The sequence below is a fragment of the Streptomyces sp. NBC_01210 genome, assembly GCF_036010325.1.
GTDB lineage: Bacteria > Actinomycetota > Actinomycetes > Streptomycetales > Streptomycetaceae > Streptomyces.
The window spans coordinates 77607-96181 of record NZ_CP108549.1 but is presented as its reverse complement, the minus strand read 5'-3'; the positions used below and the strand labels follow the sequence as shown (position 1 = coordinate 96181).

Here is an 18575-nt window from a genome sequence, read left to right as displayed (position 1 = left end):
CAGGCGATGAGCACATTCGGGGACGGCCTCGACAAGGCGGTGCAGAAGGCATTCACCCGCCCCGCGCCGAAGTCAGCCGGCGCCCAGATGCGGTACCTGGTCAAGCAGTACAAGGGCACCAAGGCGGTCGCCCAGATGCTGCGGATCTCCCAGCGCACCGTCGAGCGGTACGTGAAGGACCAGATCAAGAAGCCCCGCCCGGACCTCGCCGCCCGCCTGGAGCGTGAGGTGAAGAAGCGGTGGCAGCCGCAGATCCGGGCCAAGGCACGGCAGCAGGCGGCGACCACCGGCGGCATCGTCATCGACACCCGCGCCCGCCTCGGTTACACCGCGCCGATCGGCTCCACGGACCAGGACCGTATCCGGCACCTGACCGTCGCGCTGCCGCCCCGCTACGCCGCCCAACTCTTCGAAGCCCAGGAACAGGGTGCCAGCGAACAGCGGTTGCGGGAGATCGCAGCCGAAGCACTCAAGGAGGTGTACTTCCAGGACGGCGGCCGCCGCGCCGGAAGCCTGGAAGAGGTCCGCTTCACCGACATCGAGCACCTCGACTTCGACCTGTAGTGGCAGTCCCGTACCCCGTGGCCCCCTGGTCCTGTTGTGAGCCGAGGCACGACGGACGGGCCCATTCCGTCCCCTTACTCGCGCAGGGACCGGTTGTCGGAGGCTGCCGATAGCGTGACCAGGAATGGCCGCGCTTTCCGCGCGGCCGTCTCGAAGGAGAGAGGACCGCGAACGTGGCGAGCGCGAGCAGCACCCTGCGGGCAGCATGGGTCCCCGATGACGACCCCGAGCGGGATTGGGAGATCGCAGCCGATCTGGCCGTGGCGTGGGTTCGGCAAGAATGCGCTGAGCAGGGCGCCGTCGGCGTGCTCGTGCTCAATGCCTTCGGCGTGGAACAGCAGATCCCGTCCCTGCGGCGTTTGGCGGCGGAACACGCTGTCACCACACCGCGTGCCTCCCGCGACCGTGTCGCCCGCGGCAAGGGACCCGTTCTGGCATACGTCCCGGACGAGAGGACCCTCGACTTCGCCGCAAGCCTGGCCCGTGGGTCCTCGCTGGCCATCGTGGAGAGCGTCCACGGCTTCCCGCTCGAAGGCTGGGCGTGCCAACTCGGCGCCATCGACCTCACCCGGCCCGATGAGCAGCCCGAGCAGCTCGATTCCGAGCTGGCTGATGCCATCGACCGGCTGGACTTCCACAAGAACAACGGCTTCGGTGACCAGTTCGGCAAGCAGCAAGCCCAACGCATCCTGCAGGACCTGCGCGACGCAGGGCTGCTTGAGCGGGACATCGTCCTGGGAGCTCTGGCAGCCAAGGGCGCCTCCGATCGTGCGGTGCGGAACATCGGCAAGCTGATAGACGCGCTGGATCGCCGCTGAGCCCCCGCAACGGCCCGACTCATCCGCCTCGCCAGCCGCGGCGAGGGGCCTGCTCGTTCTTCTCGCCTCGCCCGGCGCCCTAGGAGGCGGGGAAATCTTCGGCGCGTGTCACTGGGCGGCGCTGCCGTTCGTTCATGTTCATGCGCAGCCGCAAGCGGCGTGATCCGCAGGCGGCGGATCTACGAGGATCGGTAGACGACTCCCTCTCCGAGGGCATCCCGGACTACATGGAGATTCCTCTGCGCCAGTGGGTGATGGCTCTCCTCCAAGACGACGAAACAAACGCACAGAGGATCGCCCTCCACCTGAAGCTGCGCGTCGACACCGGCCCCCGGGAGTACTCGCCGGCGAAGTTTCTCGCAGCAGGTACCAGCAAGGAGCAGCTGCTCGATGTCGTCAACGCGATGCTGCACTTGAGCACGCCGTCGACTTCGCAGACGTACTACCCCAACCCGGGCACGTGGAGCGGTCGGCGGCAATACCTGGGGACTCACGGGAGCAACGACCGCGAGAAGGCCATCGCGGAGCTGGAGGACATGCTGACGCTCGCGGGATCTGCGTATCGCGTCAACGACGCTCGCACCGGGCTGGAGCTCCGGGTCGACACAACGGCACAGCAGGCTGTCTCCAGCGCTCTGGCAGCGGCTCGCACCCCGCAGAGCGGATCCGCCGCCGACCACTTGGCAACAGCCTGGAAATGCGCGTACGGGCGCGACCCGGACCCAACCAAGGCGTACAGCGAAGCGATCAAGGCGGTGGAGTCGGCCTCCCAGTCCCTCATCGAACCGAACAACGCCAACGCGACGCTCGGATCGATGCTGAGAGTGATCGGGAATTCGCCGCAGCGGTTCTCCACTGCGATCCCCGCACCCAGTGGAGAGAACGACATCGAGCTGGTGTCATCCATGATGCGGCGGCTGTGGAAGGGCCAGACCGCCCGGCACGGATCGCAGAACCCGACCCGGTTCGAGACCCAGCGCGAGGCCGAGATGGCGGTGCACCTGGCTGCCACCCTCGTGCAGTGGTTCGCCGCCGGCCTGGTCCAGCGAACAGCGTGAGCAGTGCACTCCGCAGCGTCGCCAGGGTCGCGTCCACTGCCGTCGTCATACCCGCAGCACGCAGGCCCTGCCCGGACCGCATCCCGATGGAAAGACAGATGTCATGATCGAGCTGACGGCCACTCTCTCCCGGGAGCAGACCATGCTCCTGACGACGATGGCCCAGCAGTACCTCATGGAGGGCGAGTGGCCCGTCTGGCAGTTCGCCGTGGACGCCATGGACCGGCATGACCTCGATGCTGAGGAGCTGATCCGCTCTTTGCCGCGCGTCGGTTCCTCCGGGCATGTGGGCCCCTCTTACGGCCTCACCTCGCACACCAGCTTCCACATCGCCGACGACGACCGGCCCGCCCTCACGATCGCTGCCGCCCTCCACGTGCCAGAGCTCCAGCCATACGTGGCCGCCCCCTTCCTCCGCGTCCTCCACGTGCTGATCGCGATACAGCGCAAGGCGCCGCTGTCGACGCAGAAGGCAGCCAAGCCGCGGTTCACACTCGCGGACATCGAGCGGGAGCTGCCCGGACTGCCCAGGGGACTTCTGACCCGGCTGCCGGACGTCCTGGCTCACGAGCCAGCTACCTGGGGCGGCTCCAGTGGGACGGAAGACGGAGCCTGGTGGCGCGAACTCCGCCGGGAGATCCGCCAGTACCGGGAAGCCTGCAGGAGTACGTGCAGACCACCGCCCGCCTGATCACTGCCCAGGCAGAAGCTCTGCCAGCTCCTCACCCCCTGGTGCCGGCCCCCATGCCCGTTCCAGCCGTCAGCCCGTACGTTGCCGAAGAGCTGATTGCCGACCTGGAGGCCATAGGCACGGCCTTCCGGACGGACAAGCTGCTCGCCCTGGTCCGCGAGCTCAACGCCAACTACGCCGACCAGCACCCATACGCCTGCCAGATGCTGCTTCGCGCGATCCTGGATCACGTCCCGCCGGTCTTCGGTCAGAAGAACTTCCAGCACGTCGTCGCGCACGGGCCGTGGGGCAAGACCGAGAAGGTGTATATGAAGCAGCTCACGGAGTTCCGCGCCTCCGCCGACGACGCACTGCACCGGCAGATCGGTACCCGGACCAGCCGCTTCAGCATTGGTGACCTTCCAACCCGCGCAAGCGTGAACGCTCTGCTGGAGGGCGTGCTGGATCACCTTCCCGTCATTCAGCGGCAGGAGGCTTAACGGCGGCCGGTGTCCCGGGTCGGCCGCCGAATCCCCGTTCGAAGCCAGAATGGCTCCAGCATCAGCGCTGCCCGGCCGGGCGGCCCTCGCCACATCCATCCAGACGGCCGCCGCGGCCGCCGGGCCGGGAGATTGGAAGAGGTCCGGTTCACGGACATCGAGCACCTGGAGTTCGACCTGTAGCAGCGCGCCCCGAACACCCCGCGAGCCCCGGACCGATGTGGTCCAGGGCTCGCTCGCGTGTCCGTTTGTCAGTGCTGCCTGAGAAGCTGACGCGATGCCACGTATCCCACAACAGATCATCCGCGAAGTCATCATGGAGAAGTGGGCTGAAGAGATCGGCTCCGAGGCGGCTCGCGCGAAAGCGATATCTGCCCTCCAGGCCGGAGCTGTGCCGCCCTGGCAGAAAACAGAGATCAGGCTGACCTCCTATCTGGTACGCAAACGACTGCGTGAAGAACTGCCGGAGCCGGAGAAGGAGGGCGGTCGGTTGTACGTCCTGGGCTTCCAGGGCTTACGCGCAGTGGTGAAGGTTGGGTCCACCGGGGCTCCTGAGCGGCAGTTCGACAAGTACGAGACTCAGGCGCGCAACCTCGGGTACGCCCTGGTCGACGGGTGGGTCTCCGCTCCCGCCGGGACCAGGAGTGAGGCATACCGGATGGAATCCACGGTCCTCACGAACCTGCACCTCGTCTTGAACGGACGCATCGACGGCGGTCGGATCTTCGAGTGGTTCCACGGCCACGACTTCGAGCGGGTCAGGGAACTTGTGGAAGACCCGACCGCGCTCTTCCACCTGACGCTCAAAAAGGCCCTGGCCAGGTAGGGCTGCAGCATGTCGCTGCCTCGGTGCGGCCGCCGCGCGGGCTCTCCAGGAGCTGCAGATCAATGACGTGCTGGACCTGGAGTTCGAGCTGTAGCTGGGTCCCGAACAGCCCGCGAGCCCCGGACCGATGTGGTCCGGGGCTCGCTCGCGTATCCGCGAGGGTCGGATGGTCATGCACGCGATGCCGTGCTCAACGGCACTGCCGCGCGGCGGTTACCCCGCGCCCGTGGCCGTGCCAGGAGAAGGCCGGCCCTCCTGCCCGGCGAGGGACGCGTCGACGAGGGCCCGCACGAGCGCGGCCACCTCGGACGCCGTGACGTCCTTCGTCCAGTTCCCGGTCGCGTGCCAGCCGCTGCACTCAAGCTGAAACCGGTGAACACCGTGCGCGTGCTCCAACTCGCGTGCGTACGGCTGCTTGTGGCAGCGCCCGTGCCGCTCGGTCTGCTCCAGGTGTGCGCGGACGACGTCGATGTGGAACCGGCGCGGCAGGGTCCGCTGTTGAAGGCAGCCGCGGCATTCCAGGAGATGCCGTGCGGCGCCTTCGAGCCGGAGGAAGTAGTACGGGATGCCCGTGCCTTCGCGGGTGTTGCAGCTGCCGCACAGCGGGCCGCGGACGTAGCCGTGTTCATGGCAGTGATCCCACGCCGCCGCCGGGCTTTCCTTGCACAATCGGCACAGGTAGGCGTCGGCTCGGGTATTGCGCCGCCGTAGCGTCTCGTACAGCACGCCCCGCAGGTGGCCGGTGTACAGCTGGCAGGCTTCCCCGGCACAGGGTGGGCACATGGTGACGTACCCCGTCCTCGTGTTGTGCCGCCTCCAGCCGCCCCAGTACGGGCCCTGCGCCCCGCAGGAGCAGAGCCGGGCCCGGGCGGTCAACTCCTCCTCTCGCTGCTCCCAGCGGTCCAGCAGCTCCGTGTAGGCGCGAGGCAGAAGCCAGGTCTCGCCGGACCAGGCCAGCAGCTGCAACGGCCGGGTCCCGGCGATGTTCTGCAGTGCCGGGCCTGGCTGCTCGATGCGACGAACTCCTCCCACGTCAGGTTTCCGGGCAGTCCGTTCGCACCGATTTGCCTCCAGTCGCCCCACTCGTCATGGGGACGGTTCTCCTGGAACAGCTTGTTGCGGGCCCGGTCGACCATCCACGACACCAGTTGGCGTCGCCAGTTGGGGCGGTGCCACTCCTCCGGATCGCGTTCCGGGATGTCCCGGTACGGAGGCAGTTCCACATCCACGACGTCGTCCAGGTCCAGGTCCAGCTCCGCGAAAGTCCGGCCGGCGGCGCGGATGTCCCGTTCGTCGTACGTCCAGCGGGCCTTGTGCTTGTAGCAGCGCACCGCTATGTCGCCGAAGAAGACGTGGCCGTGCTGCCGCAGGCCAGGCATGTGGAGGAGTTCGTCGGGGTCCAGCGGGACCGTGGCGCTGTGCGTCAGGTCCGCGAAGGGGGAGCGGGCCCGCTCCCGAGTGACGAGAGGCATGACCGGATGGTGGCAGCAGGCACTGACAACGCCTCCGCCGATCAGGCCAGTACCGGGAGAACATTCGGTCAGCGTCGGGGCCTCCAGCGGGTGAACACGCACTGGTCGGGGCCGGCGTGAATTCCGAAGGGCAGCCCGAGGCGTTCGAGGAGGAACCCCTCGCCGGGGACGCGCACGGTGTACCCGCAGCTCTTGTAGAAGGCGCTCAGGTCCCGGCCGGTCTCGAAGGACCCGTACAGCAGGAAGTAGTCGAGCTGTTCGTAGACCTGCCAGGCCCGCTTCATCAGGATGCTGGCGAGGCCCTGGCCGCGGGCGTCCTCGGCTACCGCCAGGCCGTGCACCTTGCCGATGGCCACGCTCAGCGTCAGCGCCTGCACGTTGCTGTAGCCGTGCTCCAGCGCCCGCTCGATGATGGTTCCGGGCGCGGTGACGGACAGAGCGCCGACCGGCCGATCCTGGCCGTCGGCGGCCACCAGAGTCAGACTGACGCTGGCCATCGAGTCGGCCATCGTGTGCCCGGCCGTCCGACGCGCGAAGTCTTCGAAGAACGTCTTCGTGGTGCCGCCCAGACCATCCAGCAGGGCGGCACCTGCCGTGCCCTGTTCGATGGAGGACCGCAGGGCCGGGATGAGCCGGGCCCCCGCCGCGTCCAGCAGTGCGTCGACGGCGTCCGTGTCCGCCGCAGTCGCGAGCCGCACATGGGTGCCGGCGGGCCCGGGCCACCCTTTCCGTAACCGGTCAACAGGCAGCCGCAGGGGCCTGCTGCTGCCTCTCTTCGCGGTGCGCTTGGCCATGGACGCCCCCTGAAGTCGGCACGGAACCGGGACGGCGCTGAGCGCCATGAAGGATGCTGTCCACCGCAAAGGCCGTTCAAGGACCGTTTCCCGGCCGAATGCTCATGTTCTGTTGGCCAGTTGGCGCCGGCCCGGGTGGGCGATGATGTCGCGGTGAGTCTGGACCTGAGCAACTACGAGCTCCTCTGGCCTACATCGCTGTTCGTGTCCGAGGGCGAGCGTGTCCTTCGGTCGTCGAACACCTCATGGGAGGCGCAGGCGATATGGCTGCTGACGGAGGCCCTTGCCGGCACCACGGCGGTGGCCGACTTCGAGGACCTGCCCAAGCACCCTGCGCCCTCGGACGACCCCTGGGTGACAACAACGCCCGGCTGGGGAAAACGGGGCGGGGTGGACAAGCGGGAGTGGTTGACGGAGCTGGTCAGCCGCGCGGCCGAACTGCGGCATGCGTCCGAGCCCCGGCCGTACTGGCCACAGCGGCAAGGCCGCGGCCTCTCGCACGACGGCAGCACGCCGCGAGACACCCGCCGTGACTTCGCACGAATCATCAGCGACTTCGCCGACAACGGCTACCTGGCCGAAGTCTTCGGCGAGGAATGCGTCGACGACCCCAACGATCTGCCAGACGCCTCGCAGGCGATCGACCGGCGGCTCGGCATCCCCGACCTGTGGCCCCTGGACCCAGAGACGTGGGACGAGGACACCTTCTTCGGCCTGATCGAGGTCTTCCACGACCTGGTCAGCCGCCCCCGCACGCGCCGCTTCCACAGCTGGAACATGTGCGGGTGGCACCACTCGGAGTTCCACAACGGACCCGCCCGCATCCTGTACCGAGGCAAGGTCAACCAGCTGCTGCGCGAGGCGGGCATCGAGTACGAGCTGGCTGCCGAAGGCGAGGACCTCGGGCGCCTGGTCGCCGTCACCGACGACGCCCGCAGCGCGCTGGTGCACCGTGCACTCAACGACAGCGCCCCGGACATCACGATCCGTGTCCGCCACGCGATCGCCCTGTTCCGCGGACGGGACACGACGGTGGAGAGCAAGCGGTCGGCGATCGTCACCCTCGCGGGGATCCTCGAGGAACGCCGCGCCCTGCTCAAAGATCAGCTCGGCAAGGACGAGGGGGCACTGTTCGAGATCGCCAACCGCTACGACCTACGCCACCGCAAGGCGGACCAGCGCGGCGACTATGACGAAGCGTTCCTGGACTGGATCTACTGGTGGTATCTCGCGACGGTGGAGCTGACCAACCGACTGATTGCGTCGCGGACCGCTAGCTGATCCCTGGGCGCTTTCACCCGAAGCCGTGGTCGAAGCCCTTGAGGACGGGGTCCAGTTCGGCGGCGGCGCCGCACAGCGAGCACAGCCGGACACCCGGCTGCTCGGCTGTGTCCCGCACCCGGCTCAGCGGCAGCACCGGCGCTCCCGCGGGCGCCTCTTCGCAGTCGACGGCGTGCACGACACCGCCCCGGCTGGGCCTGCGGCCAGCGGCCTTTGCCAGCACCCAGCCGGACGGCCGGGAAGGCCCCAGCGCCTTCCGGACGGGCGAGGGCGGCTCCAGGTACTCGGTGGGCACGGCTCCGAGCCGAGTTCCTGGCGCAGGTGCAGGAAGCAACGCAGCCGCACGCCAGGTTCGCCGGCATCCCGGGTCGTACGGTCTGTCGTCGCGGTCGCCCACCGCGAGGCGAGCGCCTCCTGGAAGGCGAACGCCGTCCGGTCGTCGGCGGCCGCGACCCCCACGACGACCAGACCTGGCTCTGCTACGTGCGCTTCGTTCATCGGTCTCATGAACAGCACAACGCGCTGATCACTGGGCGTAGTTCTTCGCGTTCGGCACCCTCATCCGTAAGGGTTGGCGGCGGACCTGGACGTTCACGGCTGGACTGCCACGAATAATGCGCTGCAAGGCTGACCGCACACTTTCTAAGGTTCTGTCGTGGCATCAAGCGATTACATCCTCCAACTCGTACGGCAGGCGCTGGACGACTTCGACGACAAGCCCCTGGACGTCTCGGTCCGGCGTGCCGTGCGAATCGCCAACCTGGTCGGCGACACCAAGCACGCGATCCGTCTCTCTCTTGAGCTACGGCCGACAGGAGGTGACCGGCAGAGCAACGGCGAGGCCTCCCGCATGCTGATGGCGGACCCTTCTACCTGGGGATCTGCCACGGGGCCCGCCGAGCAGGCCCTCACCCAGTACATGAACGACCGTAAGTTCATCAAGGACGACGACACCGGCCAAGAAACGGTGGAGGCTCACTCGTTGACGGAGCTCGAGTTCTGGGACCAGGAACTCCGTGAGCTCAAAGAGAGCGGTGAACGCATCGACTACAAGCACGACCTGGCATCCAGGGAACGGTCTCGACGCATAGTCGCCCGGACCCGTCACCTGACGTTCGCCCTGCTCTGCTCCTGGGAGCGACGCTTGGGCTACACCAGCATCAACGAGTCCATCTTCGGCGGCTACCGCGTCAAGGTGGACAAGCTCCTGACCGACGGTGTGCCCGAGCTCCTCCAGCAGTTCAACGCGGTCTACCGGCGACTCCAGGAAGCAGCCGAAACCTCCCCCGACCGGGATGCCGCGGAGGAGCTGTCGCAGGCCATCACGACGTGCCGCCGCATCCTCAAGGCCGTCGTCGACCACGTACTACCGCCGCAAGACGAGCCGTCTGCCACGGGCCACCCCCTGGACGACGCCCACCACCGCAACCGGCTGTTCGAGTTCACCAAGCGGGCTATCGAGAGCAAGTCGAGCAACAAGCTGACCGACGTCATGATCTCTGGCCTGTACGACCGGTTCGTCGCCGTAGACACGATGACCAACAAAGCCGTGCACGCGGCCATAGCCTTCGAAACAGCCAACCTGTGCGCCCTGAACACGTACATCATCTGCGGCGAGATCATCAGCCTGCATGACCTTCAGCGTGATGCCTCGGACGTCGGCTGACCAACGATGCAGCGGGTCGCGGGAAACCTCCCACGGCCCGCTGATGATCCCGATGCTGTCCTTCTGGCTCTGAGCCCCGCTAAGGGGTGAGGCGGGAGAGCCCCGCCGAAGGAGGTACCGCTGTGATCGTGCGACTCGTGGGCGGCCCGCTCGGCGGACGTGAGCTGTCGACGACCCCGGGCCTGTGGGACGGAGACTGGTTCACCACCGACGACTCCGACTGGGGCCTGTATCTGCCGGTGCACCATGACCCCGCCACCGGCGCTGTCCTGGCGGAGATCCGGGCCACCGCCCCGCGCCGCCGGTAGCGGCCGGGGATGCTGCACGGCGCAGTACCGGCGGCGCGAGGCCCCGGGCCTCGAAGGCATGAGGCCCGGCCACGGCCCGACCACGAGCCCGACCACGGGTCTGGCCGCGCCGTGCTCACCCCCAACCACGGCTGGTCAGCGCGTTACGTCTACCGGTACGCGGGCCCGGTCCAGTGGACTCGCCGGTCGGGGTCGTGGACCGGACGCCATACAGGTGCGGAGGGGCTGTGGTGGAGCAGGCCGGCCAGCGACGCCGCGAGGATGGGGACGTCGTGCAGGAAGCGCGACGGCGCCAGCTGCCCTGCCCCCGCGCGTAGCGCGCTGATCCTGTTCTCGACGCCGACGGACCCGGTGCCGTCCAGGACGAACAGGACGCGAGGGAAGAGCGGGTAGCGCCGCCGCCACTCCTCAACCGCCGTCTCCTGGACGGTCGGTCGGCGCCCCGGGACCGCGGGCACGTAGCGGTGGAGGCGCTCGTACGCGGGCAGCTTGGCGGCGAGGCGTTCGGGGCCCATGGTGGCGCGGTCGACTTCCACGAAGGCCCGCAGCATCGCCCCGTTGTCGCCGTCGACGGGGCCGCGCCGGTAGTACAGGAGCGCGTCGGGGATGACGGCCTCGCCACTCCCGATGGGGTGGTGGACCTCGGGAATCCAGTCCAGCGGCCGGAAAACGTCGCCGTGGCGGCGGGCGTCCTCGAGGAAGGCGAGCGTGGTCTCGGCCACGGTCAGCGTGTGGCCGGCCTTCAGCCGCACGGCGGTCGGGTCGGACACGGTCCTGGAGGGCCGGTGCCCGCGCATCTCGGGCCACTCGGATACGAGTTGCACGCCGTACGCGGTGGGGAACCACACCCGCATCCGTCCGGCCTGCGGCAGGGTGATGCGGTCGACCAGCCCCTCTGCGCGCAGTCTGGCCAGCCTGCGCCTGGTCTGCTCGATGCGCACCGAGGGGGCGATCACCCGGTGCATCTGCTCGGTGGTCGCCATCCGGTACTGCGTCAGCACGGCCACCGCCATCCGGTCTCCGCTGCCCGCGTCCACGCCGATCATCACGGTCGCTCGCCTCCGGTCCGGCACGGCGCCGGCCTGCCCGGCGCCGCGTGTACCGGTCAGAGCAGCAGCCGGCCCCGACCAGAGCCTCGACCGCGAAGGCCCGACCACGGTCACGAAGCGACAACGCCTCCGTGGGCCAGGCCCAAATCCCCTCCGACAACCCGGCCGACAATCGTCTGCACCCACTGCCGCGCATGCCCGCGAACCCGCAGGTCACCACGCTGGTCCGACCGTGGTCGGGAGGCCGACATCCCCTCTACGCCCCCGAGTCCACGCTGTGAGCAGTCAGAATTTTCCCCGCGATCTGCATGATCAGCGTCAGGTAATTCCCCACCTTCGCGGTCACGGTTCCCCACCGGGGCGCTGACCGTAGGTGGTGCTGCTGACCATGCTCGAACTGGTCCGATGTTCCCTGTTTCGGGTGGTTTGAACTGCTGTTGGATCTTCCTTGCGAATCGGTCGGGTTCCCCATGGGCATGCCGGTGCCCGGGTTGAGGGTCCTGTCCTCTCGGAGTCGTCGCGGTCCCTTGACCTGCGAGCCGAGAGGTCAACGGGCACACCGGATGGCAAGGAGAACATTCACCGTGGTCGACATCGTCGAGATCTACGTGCACTGGTACGCGGGCCGGTCCAAGAGTCAGGTGTCCGCCTCGCTGGGGGTGGACCGCAAGACGATCAGGAAGTACCTGGCGCCGGCGGAGGCGGCCGGGATCAGCCCGGGCGGGCCGCCAATGAGCGAGACGGACTGGGCCAAACTACTCAAGAGCTGGTTCCCGGAGCTCGCCAGCCGGAAGCTGAACCAGGTGCGGTGGGGAGAGATCGAACCGCACCGCGATTTCGTCAAGGAGCTGCTGAGGACCACGACGGTCACTACGATCCATCAACGGCTGCGGGACGAAGGCAAGTTGAAGGTGTCGCTGTCGACGTTCCGCCGCTGGGTGTCGGAGAACCTGCCCGACGAGGCGGCCCGCTCCAAGGTCACGGTGCTGCGGGATGACGTCGAGCCGGGCTCGGAGGCCCAGATCGACTATGGCTTCCTGGGACAGTGGTTCAACCCAACTACCGGTAAGCGGCACCGGATTTGGGCGTTTGTGATGGTGCTGCCCGCCTCGCGGCACATGTTCGTACGCCCCGTGGTGCACATGGATCAGCACTCGTGGACCGTCGCGCACGTGGAAGCCTTCCGCTATTTCGGCGGCGTCCCGCGACGTTTGGTGCCGGACAACCTCAAGACCGGGGTGGACAAGCCCGACCTCTACGACCCGCAGATCAACAAGTCGTATGCCGAACTCGCCTCGCATTACGGCACGTTGGTGGATCCGGCACGGGCTCTTCATCCGAAGGACAAGCCCAGAGTGGAGCGGCCCATGCCCTATGTTCGGGACTCGCTCTGGAGCGGGCGGACGTTCACCTCGTTGGAGCACATGCAGGCCGAGGCCCTTCTTTGGGGCAGGAACGTCGCTGGTCAGCGGCAGTGCCGGCCGCTGGGCGGGGCCAAGCCGCTGGCGGTGTTCGAGGCGGTGGAGGCCGAGACCCTCCTGCCGCTGCCGCGGGAGTCATTCGTGCTGGCCAAGTGGTCGAAGGCCGCCGTCGGCCCGGACATCCACGTCAAGGTCGGCCGCACCCTTTATTCGGTGCCCTGGAAACTGGTCGGGCGACGCGTCGACGTCCGTTCCACCGCCACGATGGTGCAGATCTTCCACGAGGGTGAGCTCGTCAAGACGCACGCGGCCCTGGAACAGGGCAAGCGCACCGACAGAGGCGACTATCCGCCCGAGAAGATCGCTTTCCAGATGCGGACGCCGATCTGGTGCCGTGGCCAAGCCTCGCAGGTCGGCGACTGCTGCCGGGAGGTGATCGACCAACTTCTGGAGGTCAACGCACTCTACCGGCTCCGCGCTGCCCAAGGGGTCATCGGGCTGCGGAAGAAGTACGGCGACACGCGACTGGAGGCCGCCTGCAGGAAGGCGATCACGGTTGGTGATCCGTCCTATCGCACGGTCAAGGGCATCCTGGTCGCCGGCACCGAGACCGATCCCGAGCCGGACACCGGCGACGCGGGGGCCGCGGCCTTCCTGCACGGCCCCGAGGGACTGTTCGCCGCCGACATTCCCGCCCAAAGGCCAGTCGAACTCCACGACGACCAGGGCCACGGCGACGCCGAGGAGGCCACGCGATGAGCGTGATGACCACCGCCCTGCGCGAGTCGCTCAAGACCCTGCGACTCTCGGGGATGCTCGAGACCCTCGACGCCCGTCTTACTCAGGCCCAAGGCGGAGAACTCGGGCACCTGGACTTCCTCCAGGTCCTCTGCCAGGACGAGATTACCCGCCGTGAAACCGTGGCCCTCGAACGGCGCCTGCGCCGGGCCAGGTTCGAACAGCAGGCCACCTTGGAAGGCTTCGACTTCCAGGCTTCCCCGAAACTTCCCGCCGCCCAGATCCGCGACCTCGCGGCCCTGCGCTGGCTCCACTCCGGCGAGTCCGTAATTCCGTTCGGACCAGTCGGCGTCGGGAAGACACACGTCGCCCAGGCTCTCGCCCACCAAGCCGTCCGGCAGGGCGCCAACGTCCGCTTCGCCAAGACCAGCCGCATCCTGGGCGAGCTCGCCGGCGGCCACGCGGACCGCACCTGGGACAAGCGCATGCGTGACCTCATCCGGCCCGACGTGCTCATCCTTGACGACTTCGCCATGCGTCAACTGTCCGCGTCCCAGGCCGACGACCTCTACGAACTCGTCTCCGAGCGGCAGGGACGGTCTCTGATCATCACCAGCAACCGGGCGCCCAGCGACTGGTATCCACTCTTCCCCAACCCGGTCGTCGCCGAGTCACTCCTGGACCGGCTGATCAACGCCAGCCACCAGATCATTATGAACAGCCCCAGCTACCGCCCCAACAAGCGGCCCAAGGGGCCGACCGGCAAGCCCGACTCATCTGCCGGCGGCTAGAGATCGGGACGTTCTTGTTCAGTGCTCTCAGCGGCCGAGCGAGCCGATGAAGTGGTCCAGCCGAGAGACGACTTGCCGCAGAACGTCAACGGATCCTGCGGCATCGTCTGCGAGTTCCAGACCATGGTCCGCCGAGGGCACTTCCAGGACCTCGTGCCGCAGGGACGCGGCGATTCGTGAATCCCACAGCTTGTCGGCGCTTCCGCCGATGAGAAGGGTCGGCTCCGTCGCTCGCTGAAGAGCCGCGGTGACGTGGTCGCTGGTCAGAACCGGGGTGAGCCAGGCTGCCGGGATGTTCCTGTCAGCTGCGATGCCGCAGGCGAGGGAGCCCAGGGACTTGCCGATCAGCAGCCGACAGGCTCCCGCTTCGGCATCGACAGCCTCGGTGACCTGCCGCTCCACCCATTCGACCCGGTCGTTCACGGTGAACTGCGAGAACCCATCGGGGATCTGCCACCACAACTCCTGCACCGTCCAGCCGTGCTGGAGCAGGACGCTACGAGCGAAGTGCAGCAGCGGCCTGGCAGGCGAGTAGCCGACGCCTGGAACGACGACCGCGACACGATCGCGGGCTCCGTCGAAGCGGGTGGGAACGGCGAACGGGACGGGATCAGGCATGGCCGCAGACTACTAGCCACCTGATCATCCGACTCACCGTGCCCGACCGCCACCGCCTGGGGAATTACGTGACCACGACACCTGAGGAATTACGTGACCGTCGACACACGCCCCACAGCAGGAAGAAAAGAGAAGTGGGTGGGTGGGACAGGTCCCGGGCGGCGGGCGAGGGGATCGGGGCGTGTGCTCAGCCGGTTGCGCGTCGGCGAGGCCGCCGCACCCGTGCCGCCGTCAATGCGGCGGCGACGTCAGGGGGGAAGAGGTCGGGAGCTGGTCGCGGCCACATCGAGAATTTTTGAGACCGGGCAGCCCCATGCCGCACCCGGTCTGTCGGGTCCGTAGAGCGTGAGGCCGCACGCCTGGAAGAACGCCTGTCGGCTGGCCGCATCGTCACCGTCCTGGGGGGCCAGGGCCAGGAATGTGTGGCCGGCTTCCTGGGCCCGGCGGGCGATCTCGGTGAGAAGCGCCCGGCCGACCCCGCTGCGACGATCGGTATCAGCGACGGCCATGGTCGAGACGAACGTCTGCTCGCCAGGATGCGCCTCCCGGCCTTCGTCATGTCCGAAGTCGCAGTGGAGCTGGAACTCGGCGACCCCGACGACGGATCCGTGGAGCTCGGCCACAATAACGTCCAAGCCCTCGGGGTAATAGGACCTGCCGCCTCCCAGATCGTTCGAGTACAGCAGCTCCTCCACCACCGAGTAGTCGGCCTGGGCGATGTCACGGATGAGCGGCATGGACCGAGTATTCCGGACAGCAGCGCGGACGGACTTCACCGACATCGACGCGACCGTCTACAGCGGATCCGGCTGCACGGGCGACGCAGTGGGGACGGTGAAGGCACAGGGCAACTACATCGGCACCGGCAAGAGCCTGTACATCCGCTGACCGGCCGGGACCGCCGCGCCGTGCCGCCGTCAGTGCGGCGGTGCTGTCAGGCGGGGGACATCGGCGGGGGAGAGGTCGGGGCGGGCACGATGCCAGCGTGCGGGATGTCGCCACCGGCCGGAGGCGTCGCGAGCGACGTCGACGCCGACTTCCACCACCAGCTCGGGTTCCACACCAGCGTGACGACAAGTTTTTCCTGCCTGCCCCACCCGGCGGAGAACGACCAGCCTGTCCATGGATGATCCCGTCCCGGAGCGAGTAGGCCGGCGACCGCAGCACCTGCCGCCTGGGCGAGGGTGGTGGTGCGGCCGACGTACTGAAGGCGGTCTTGGTCGTCGTACCTGCCGAGCAGCAGCGTGCGGGGGGTCGGCCGGGGAGCCGGTGACTTCGCCCACCACTCCGAGACCGAGCCTGCGCCCGGAGTGGAGGGTCGGCCGGAACCTTGAGCCGACGACGGACGTCGCCGCGGTGGAGCAGAACCGCCGGACGCTGGAGGCCGCAGCCGCCGAGATGGCCGCCAGACTCCAGGCCGGCATCCGGGAACGAGCCGCAGCCCGACCGCCCCTCGCCACAGCCCGCCACCGCGACGGCGATGCTGTCGCGCACCTAGAGCCTGTCCAGCCCGTGCAGGGCGGGACCACACTCACCGGAGGACTCGCATGACCACCACGCCATCTTCAGACCCGAGGATCGAAGCCGTCGCCGCCCGGCTGAGGGAAGCCGCCCAAGAGCGCGCCGAGGCGTACGGGCCGCCGCCGATTTGGAAGCGGCCCCGGAAGCCAAAGGCCGCCCGCGAGAAGAAGGCGGAGCTGGCCAAGCAGCGCAAGCGGCTCAAGGCGGCCGGGATACGCCGATTCTACGGCGCCCAGTCGCGCCGGCCCCGGCCCCGACAGAACCGCATCGGCAGTGCCGCCGCGCGCCGCGATGCCCGCGCCGTGTCCCGGATACGGCACTCGAACGCCTGGCTGTGATGACGATGCAGAACATCGTCCACCGAGTGGGCCGCCCGATGCTGGATATCCAGGTCACGATGTCCGACACCGGGTGGAGCCCATCGAGTGGGCTCCACTCCACTCCTTGCACCGCAAGCAGCGCAGCGGCGGGGCGCGACGCAAGCGTTGAGGGGCTCGCTGGTGAAGTCAGGTGAGCCAGCGCGGGGGGATGAGCGCGTTGCGTGTGCCGTCCTCGTCGGGCCTCCAGTTGTCGATCACAGCTTCTTGGAACCAGTCGTCCGGGAGATTTGCGTGGTCGCAGACGATGATCTGGAGATCGCCCTGGTTGAGTTCCGAGACGTCATGTAGGAGTCGGAAATATTCGGTGACGGTGGACCAGTCGGCGTCTGGGACGGTGGACGCGTCGCGGGGCTTGGACGGGAAGAACGCCTGCGTGGGTTGGTCCAGCGCGAGGAAGCTAGGGACGGGCCTGTGGTGGTGGCGCAGGTAGGTGTGCAGGGCGAGATGGGCCACGAGGTGGTAGCCGATGTAGTTCTTGGCGCTGCCAACGCGTTCCTGAGGGAGACGGTCCTGGGGCCGCCGGATGACCACGCTGAGTTTCTTGAAGCTGATGCCGGCCTCGTTCGGCTCTTCTGACTGACCAAGCTTGAGCCGCCGCGCCCACGGGGTCATTTGAGCCGCGATGTCAGCGAGACGGCGCTCCGTCTCGGCGGGTACGTCGTCGTTGGCTGTGTGCTCTTCGAGAACGCTGACGACTTCTTGCGCGGATGCCAGCGCATTGCGCAGCTGACCGACGTCGTCGGTGGGCCGGCGGTCATGAGCCAGAGATTGTGCGATGCGTCCTTGGAGGTGCGCTGCTCGCAAATGCTGTTCTTGCAGGCGAGCCATGTTCTCATCGCTCGCCATCAGCTCTTTCAGGAGCGCGCCGTTGGCCTTGAGTCGCTCGGCCAGGCCATCGCGCTGGACTTGCAGGGCCCGAAGATGCTCTTGGCGGACGGGCTGAACTCCGGCGGCCTGCTCCAGTTCCTCTGAGAGCCGGATCGTCAGCCTCGAGATGTCCTGGGCTGAAGGATCCCGGTGTTCAAGGGGCTGGGTGCACATTGGGCAGACGTCGGTGTCGTGATCCCTCTCAGGCCCCAGAAGATCGAGTGTCTTGAGCCGGTCGACCTGGAGGTGCAGCTCTCCTGTGAAGTCGAAGCTTCTGCGCTGCCAACGGTCGACGGTGGCCAGGGCAGCATCGAACTCCTGCAGCTGGGCCCGCAGCGTTCGACGCTCCTCATTCAGCTCCTGACGGCGGTCGCCGACGTCGGAACTGATCGGAGCGAGGGGTGGGACGGCGAGCGCCTTTCGGAGCAGGGCCTGCACCGTGTCGGCGTCAGGGGCTGCGGGAACGTCACTGAGAAGCCCCTCACTCTGCGCGAGCCTGAGCAAGGCGATGCCATTGGTGTCCAAGACCTCGCGCTGTCGCAGGGCGGCGTCGAGCTTGCGCTGCGCGGTGCGTACCTCGCGGCGGGCTTCGCCGAGCCGGTATTGCCGAAGGGCCTGTTCAGGGCCAGCAGCGCCGAGGAAGTAGGGCAGGGTGTCTTTAATGGCTTGCGCGATGCCGTCCTCGGTCTGACGGTGGAACAGAGTTTTGGAGGCAGCGATCTCGTCCTGGTTTTGGAAGCAGAACAGGGCGCCCTGAGCTACAGAGACGTCGAAGGGGTAGCGGGCAGCGCTAGCTGGAGGCTGGAAGCGGAAGTCTTCGATTCCGAGGTGCGCGCTGACTTCGCCGCGCAGCGCGGCGGCGTTCGAGTTGACGTGGAGTTCAGCAGCGCTGGGAAGACTGAGCGTCTGGTCTCCGGAGCGTACGAACGCCTCATTTGTGGACTCGCCGGCCGGGCGAGGCCGTGCGAGAACCATCCGGCGCCCGTCACGAAACTCGGCTAGAAGCGCGTACCAGCCGACGGTACGGTCGATGGGGTTGTCGGGCAGCCCGGGCTTGCTACGACCCAAGCAGAAGTCAATGATGGCGAGGACGCCGGATTTCCCGGTTTCGGACTCTCCGGTCAGGATGTTCAGCCGCCCGGGGTGGAACCGCAGGACCCTGGGGGGCTTCCCGTTGTCTTGGTGATAGAGGGCCAGGGCAAGCAGTTGCATGGCGGTTCTGGGACTCCTTGG

Annotated in this window: 22 protein-coding genes and 2 pseudogenes; 15 read left to right on the top strand and 9 right to left on the bottom strand. The window is 67.8% G+C overall.

Annotated features, from left to right (window positions below; translation table 11 throughout):
• The first annotated feature begins 6 nt into the window (after nucleotides 1–6).
• The 7 genes and pseudogenes from tpg (at nucleotide 7) to OG735_RS00365 (ending at nucleotide 4436) form a co-directional block, all read left to right on the top strand.
• Nucleotides 7–564, top strand: a complete 558-nt coding sequence (gene tpg, locus OG735_RS00390; RefSeq protein WP_327321133.1) for a telomere-protecting terminal protein Tpg — start codon at nucleotides 7–9, stop codon at nucleotides 562–564.
• 173 nt (nucleotides 565–737) lie between these two features.
• Entirely contained in the window at nucleotides 738–1382 is a 645-nt protein-coding gene (locus OG735_RS00385; RefSeq protein ID WP_327321132.1) for a hypothetical protein, read from the top strand.
• A gap of 134 nt (nucleotides 1383–1516) precedes the next feature.
• The gene (locus OG735_RS00380) at nucleotides 1517–2440 is read left to right on the top strand and encodes a hypothetical protein (protein WP_327321131.1); all 924 of its coding nucleotides are present in this window, start codon (nucleotides 1517–1519) and stop codon (nucleotides 2438–2440) included.
• 103 nt (nucleotides 2441–2543) lie between these two features.
• Nucleotides 2544–3131: a hypothetical protein gene (locus OG735_RS00375; RefSeq protein ID WP_327321130.1), complete on the top strand. Its 588-nt coding sequence runs from the start codon at nucleotides 2544–2546 to the stop codon at nucleotides 3129–3131.
• Nucleotides 3132–3184: 53 nt separating this feature from the next.
• The gene (locus tag OG735_RS00370; protein ID WP_327321129.1) at nucleotides 3185–3610 is read left to right on the top strand and encodes a hypothetical protein; all 426 of its coding nucleotides are present in this window, start codon (nucleotides 3185–3187) and stop codon (nucleotides 3608–3610) included.
• A 114-nt stretch (nucleotides 3611–3724) separates the two neighbouring features.
• A pseudogene (locus OG735_RS41670) lies at nucleotides 3725–3793 on the top strand (telomere-protecting terminal protein Tpg); the annotation flags it as partial.
• 94 nt (nucleotides 3794–3887) lie between these two features.
• Entirely contained in the window at nucleotides 3888–4436 is a 549-nt protein-coding gene (locus OG735_RS00365; protein WP_327321128.1) for a hypothetical protein, read from the top strand.
• Between the two features lie 213 nt (nucleotides 4437–4649).
• On the opposite strand, the gene OG735_RS00360 is transcribed toward OG735_RS00365, so the two are convergent.
• The 3 genes from OG735_RS00360 to OG735_RS00350 form a co-directional block, all read right to left on the bottom strand.
• A complete protein-coding gene (locus tag OG735_RS00360; RefSeq protein ID WP_327321127.1) occupies nucleotides 4650–5402 on the bottom strand; it encodes an endonuclease domain-containing protein in 753 nt (250 codons plus the stop codon).
• Nucleotides 5309–5908: a hypothetical protein gene (locus tag OG735_RS00355; RefSeq protein ID WP_327321126.1), complete on the bottom strand. Its 600-nt coding sequence runs from the start codon at nucleotides 5906–5908 to the stop codon at nucleotides 5309–5311. The genes OG735_RS00360 and OG735_RS00355 overlap by 94 nt, the downstream gene beginning before the upstream one ends.
• A 68-nt stretch (nucleotides 5909–5976) precedes the next feature.
• Nucleotides 5977–6702 (bottom strand): GNAT family N-acetyltransferase, encoded by a 726-nt coding sequence (locus OG735_RS00350; protein ID WP_327321125.1) that lies wholly within the window; start codon nucleotides 6700–6702, stop codon nucleotides 5977–5979.
• A 153-nt stretch (nucleotides 6703–6855) separates the two neighbouring features.
• Here OG735_RS00350 and OG735_RS00345 point away from each other — a divergent pair, with 153 nt between their 5' ends.
• The gene (locus OG735_RS00345) at nucleotides 6856–7983 is read left to right on the top strand and encodes a hypothetical protein (RefSeq protein WP_327321124.1); all 1128 of its coding nucleotides are present in this window, start codon (nucleotides 6856–6858) and stop codon (nucleotides 7981–7983) included.
• A 13-nt stretch (nucleotides 7984–7996) separates the two neighbouring features.
• Here OG735_RS00345 and OG735_RS00340 read toward each other — a convergent pair whose 3' ends face one another.
• Both OG735_RS00340 and OG735_RS00335 read right to left on the bottom strand, forming a co-directional pair.
• On the bottom strand, nucleotides 7997–8278 hold the full coding sequence (locus OG735_RS00340) for a DUF6233 domain-containing protein (RefSeq protein ID WP_442812357.1): 282 nt from the start codon (nucleotides 8276–8278) through the stop codon (nucleotides 7997–7999).
• 71 nt (nucleotides 8279–8349) lie between these two features.
• Nucleotides 8350–8481 (bottom strand): annotated as a pseudogene (locus OG735_RS00335) (DUF6207 family protein); the annotation flags it as partial.
• Nucleotides 8482–8638: 157 nt separating this feature from the next.
• Here OG735_RS00335 and OG735_RS00330 point away from each other — a divergent pair.
• Both OG735_RS00330 and OG735_RS00325 read left to right on the top strand, forming a co-directional pair.
• Nucleotides 8639–9649, top strand: coding sequence for a hypothetical protein (locus OG735_RS00330; RefSeq protein ID WP_327321123.1), 1011 nt, complete (start codon nucleotides 8639–8641; stop codon nucleotides 9647–9649).
• A 122-nt stretch (nucleotides 9650–9771) separates the two neighbouring features.
• Nucleotides 9772–9957, top strand: a complete 186-nt coding sequence (locus OG735_RS00325) for a hypothetical protein (protein ID WP_327321122.1) — start codon at nucleotides 9772–9774, stop codon at nucleotides 9955–9957.
• 149 nt (nucleotides 9958–10106) lie between these two features.
• Here OG735_RS00325 and OG735_RS00320 read toward each other — a convergent pair whose 3' ends face one another.
• Nucleotides 10107–11003, bottom strand: a complete 897-nt coding sequence (locus OG735_RS00320; protein WP_327328164.1) for a replication-relaxation family protein — start codon at nucleotides 11001–11003, stop codon at nucleotides 10107–10109.
• A gap of 587 nt (nucleotides 11004–11590) precedes the next feature.
• Here OG735_RS00320 and istA point away from each other — a divergent pair.
• A complete protein-coding gene (gene istA, locus OG735_RS00315) occupies nucleotides 11591–13186 on the top strand; it encodes an IS21 family transposase (protein WP_327321121.1) in 1596 nt (531 codons plus the stop codon).
• Entirely contained in the window at nucleotides 13183–13956 is a 774-nt protein-coding gene (istB, locus tag OG735_RS00310) for an IS21-like element helper ATPase IstB (protein ID WP_327321120.1), read from the top strand. Before istA ends, istB begins: the two co-directional genes overlap by 4 nt.
• Before the next feature lie 27 nt (nucleotides 13957–13983).
• Here istB and OG735_RS00305 read toward each other — a convergent pair whose 3' ends face one another.
• On the bottom strand, nucleotides 13984–14574 hold the full coding sequence (locus tag OG735_RS00305) for an alpha/beta hydrolase (protein WP_327321119.1): 591 nt from the start codon (nucleotides 14572–14574) through the stop codon (nucleotides 13984–13986).
• A gap of 248 nt (nucleotides 14575–14822) precedes the next feature.
• On the bottom strand, nucleotides 14823–15311 hold the full coding sequence (locus tag OG735_RS00300; RefSeq protein WP_327321118.1) for a GNAT family N-acetyltransferase: 489 nt from the start codon (nucleotides 15309–15311) through the stop codon (nucleotides 14823–14825).
• Between OG735_RS00300 and OG735_RS00295 the strand changes: the two genes are divergently transcribed.
• The 3 genes from OG735_RS00295 (at nucleotide 15310) to OG735_RS00285 (ending at nucleotide 16433) form a co-directional block, all read left to right on the top strand.
• Nucleotides 15310–15462 carry a hypothetical protein gene (locus OG735_RS00295; protein ID WP_327321117.1) on the top strand — a complete coding sequence of 51 codons (153 nt, stop codon included), beginning with the start codon at nucleotides 15310–15312 and terminating at the stop codon, nucleotides 15460–15462. The genes OG735_RS00300 and OG735_RS00295 overlap by 2 nt on opposite strands.
• Before the next feature lie 381 nt (nucleotides 15463–15843).
• Nucleotides 15844–16125 (top strand): hypothetical protein, encoded by a 282-nt coding sequence (locus OG735_RS00290; RefSeq protein WP_327321116.1) that lies wholly within the window; start codon nucleotides 15844–15846, stop codon nucleotides 16123–16125.
• Nucleotides 16122–16433, top strand: coding sequence for a hypothetical protein (locus OG735_RS00285; RefSeq protein ID WP_327321115.1), 312 nt, complete (start codon nucleotides 16122–16124; stop codon nucleotides 16431–16433). The genes OG735_RS00290 and OG735_RS00285 overlap by 4 nt, the downstream gene beginning before the upstream one ends.
• 168 nt (nucleotides 16434–16601) lie before the next feature.
• Here OG735_RS00285 and OG735_RS00280 read toward each other — a convergent pair whose 3' ends face one another.
• Entirely contained in the window at nucleotides 16602–18554 is a 1953-nt protein-coding gene (locus tag OG735_RS00280) for a DUF3732 domain-containing protein (RefSeq protein WP_327321114.1), read from the bottom strand.
• Nucleotides 18555–18575: the final 21 nt, after the last annotated feature.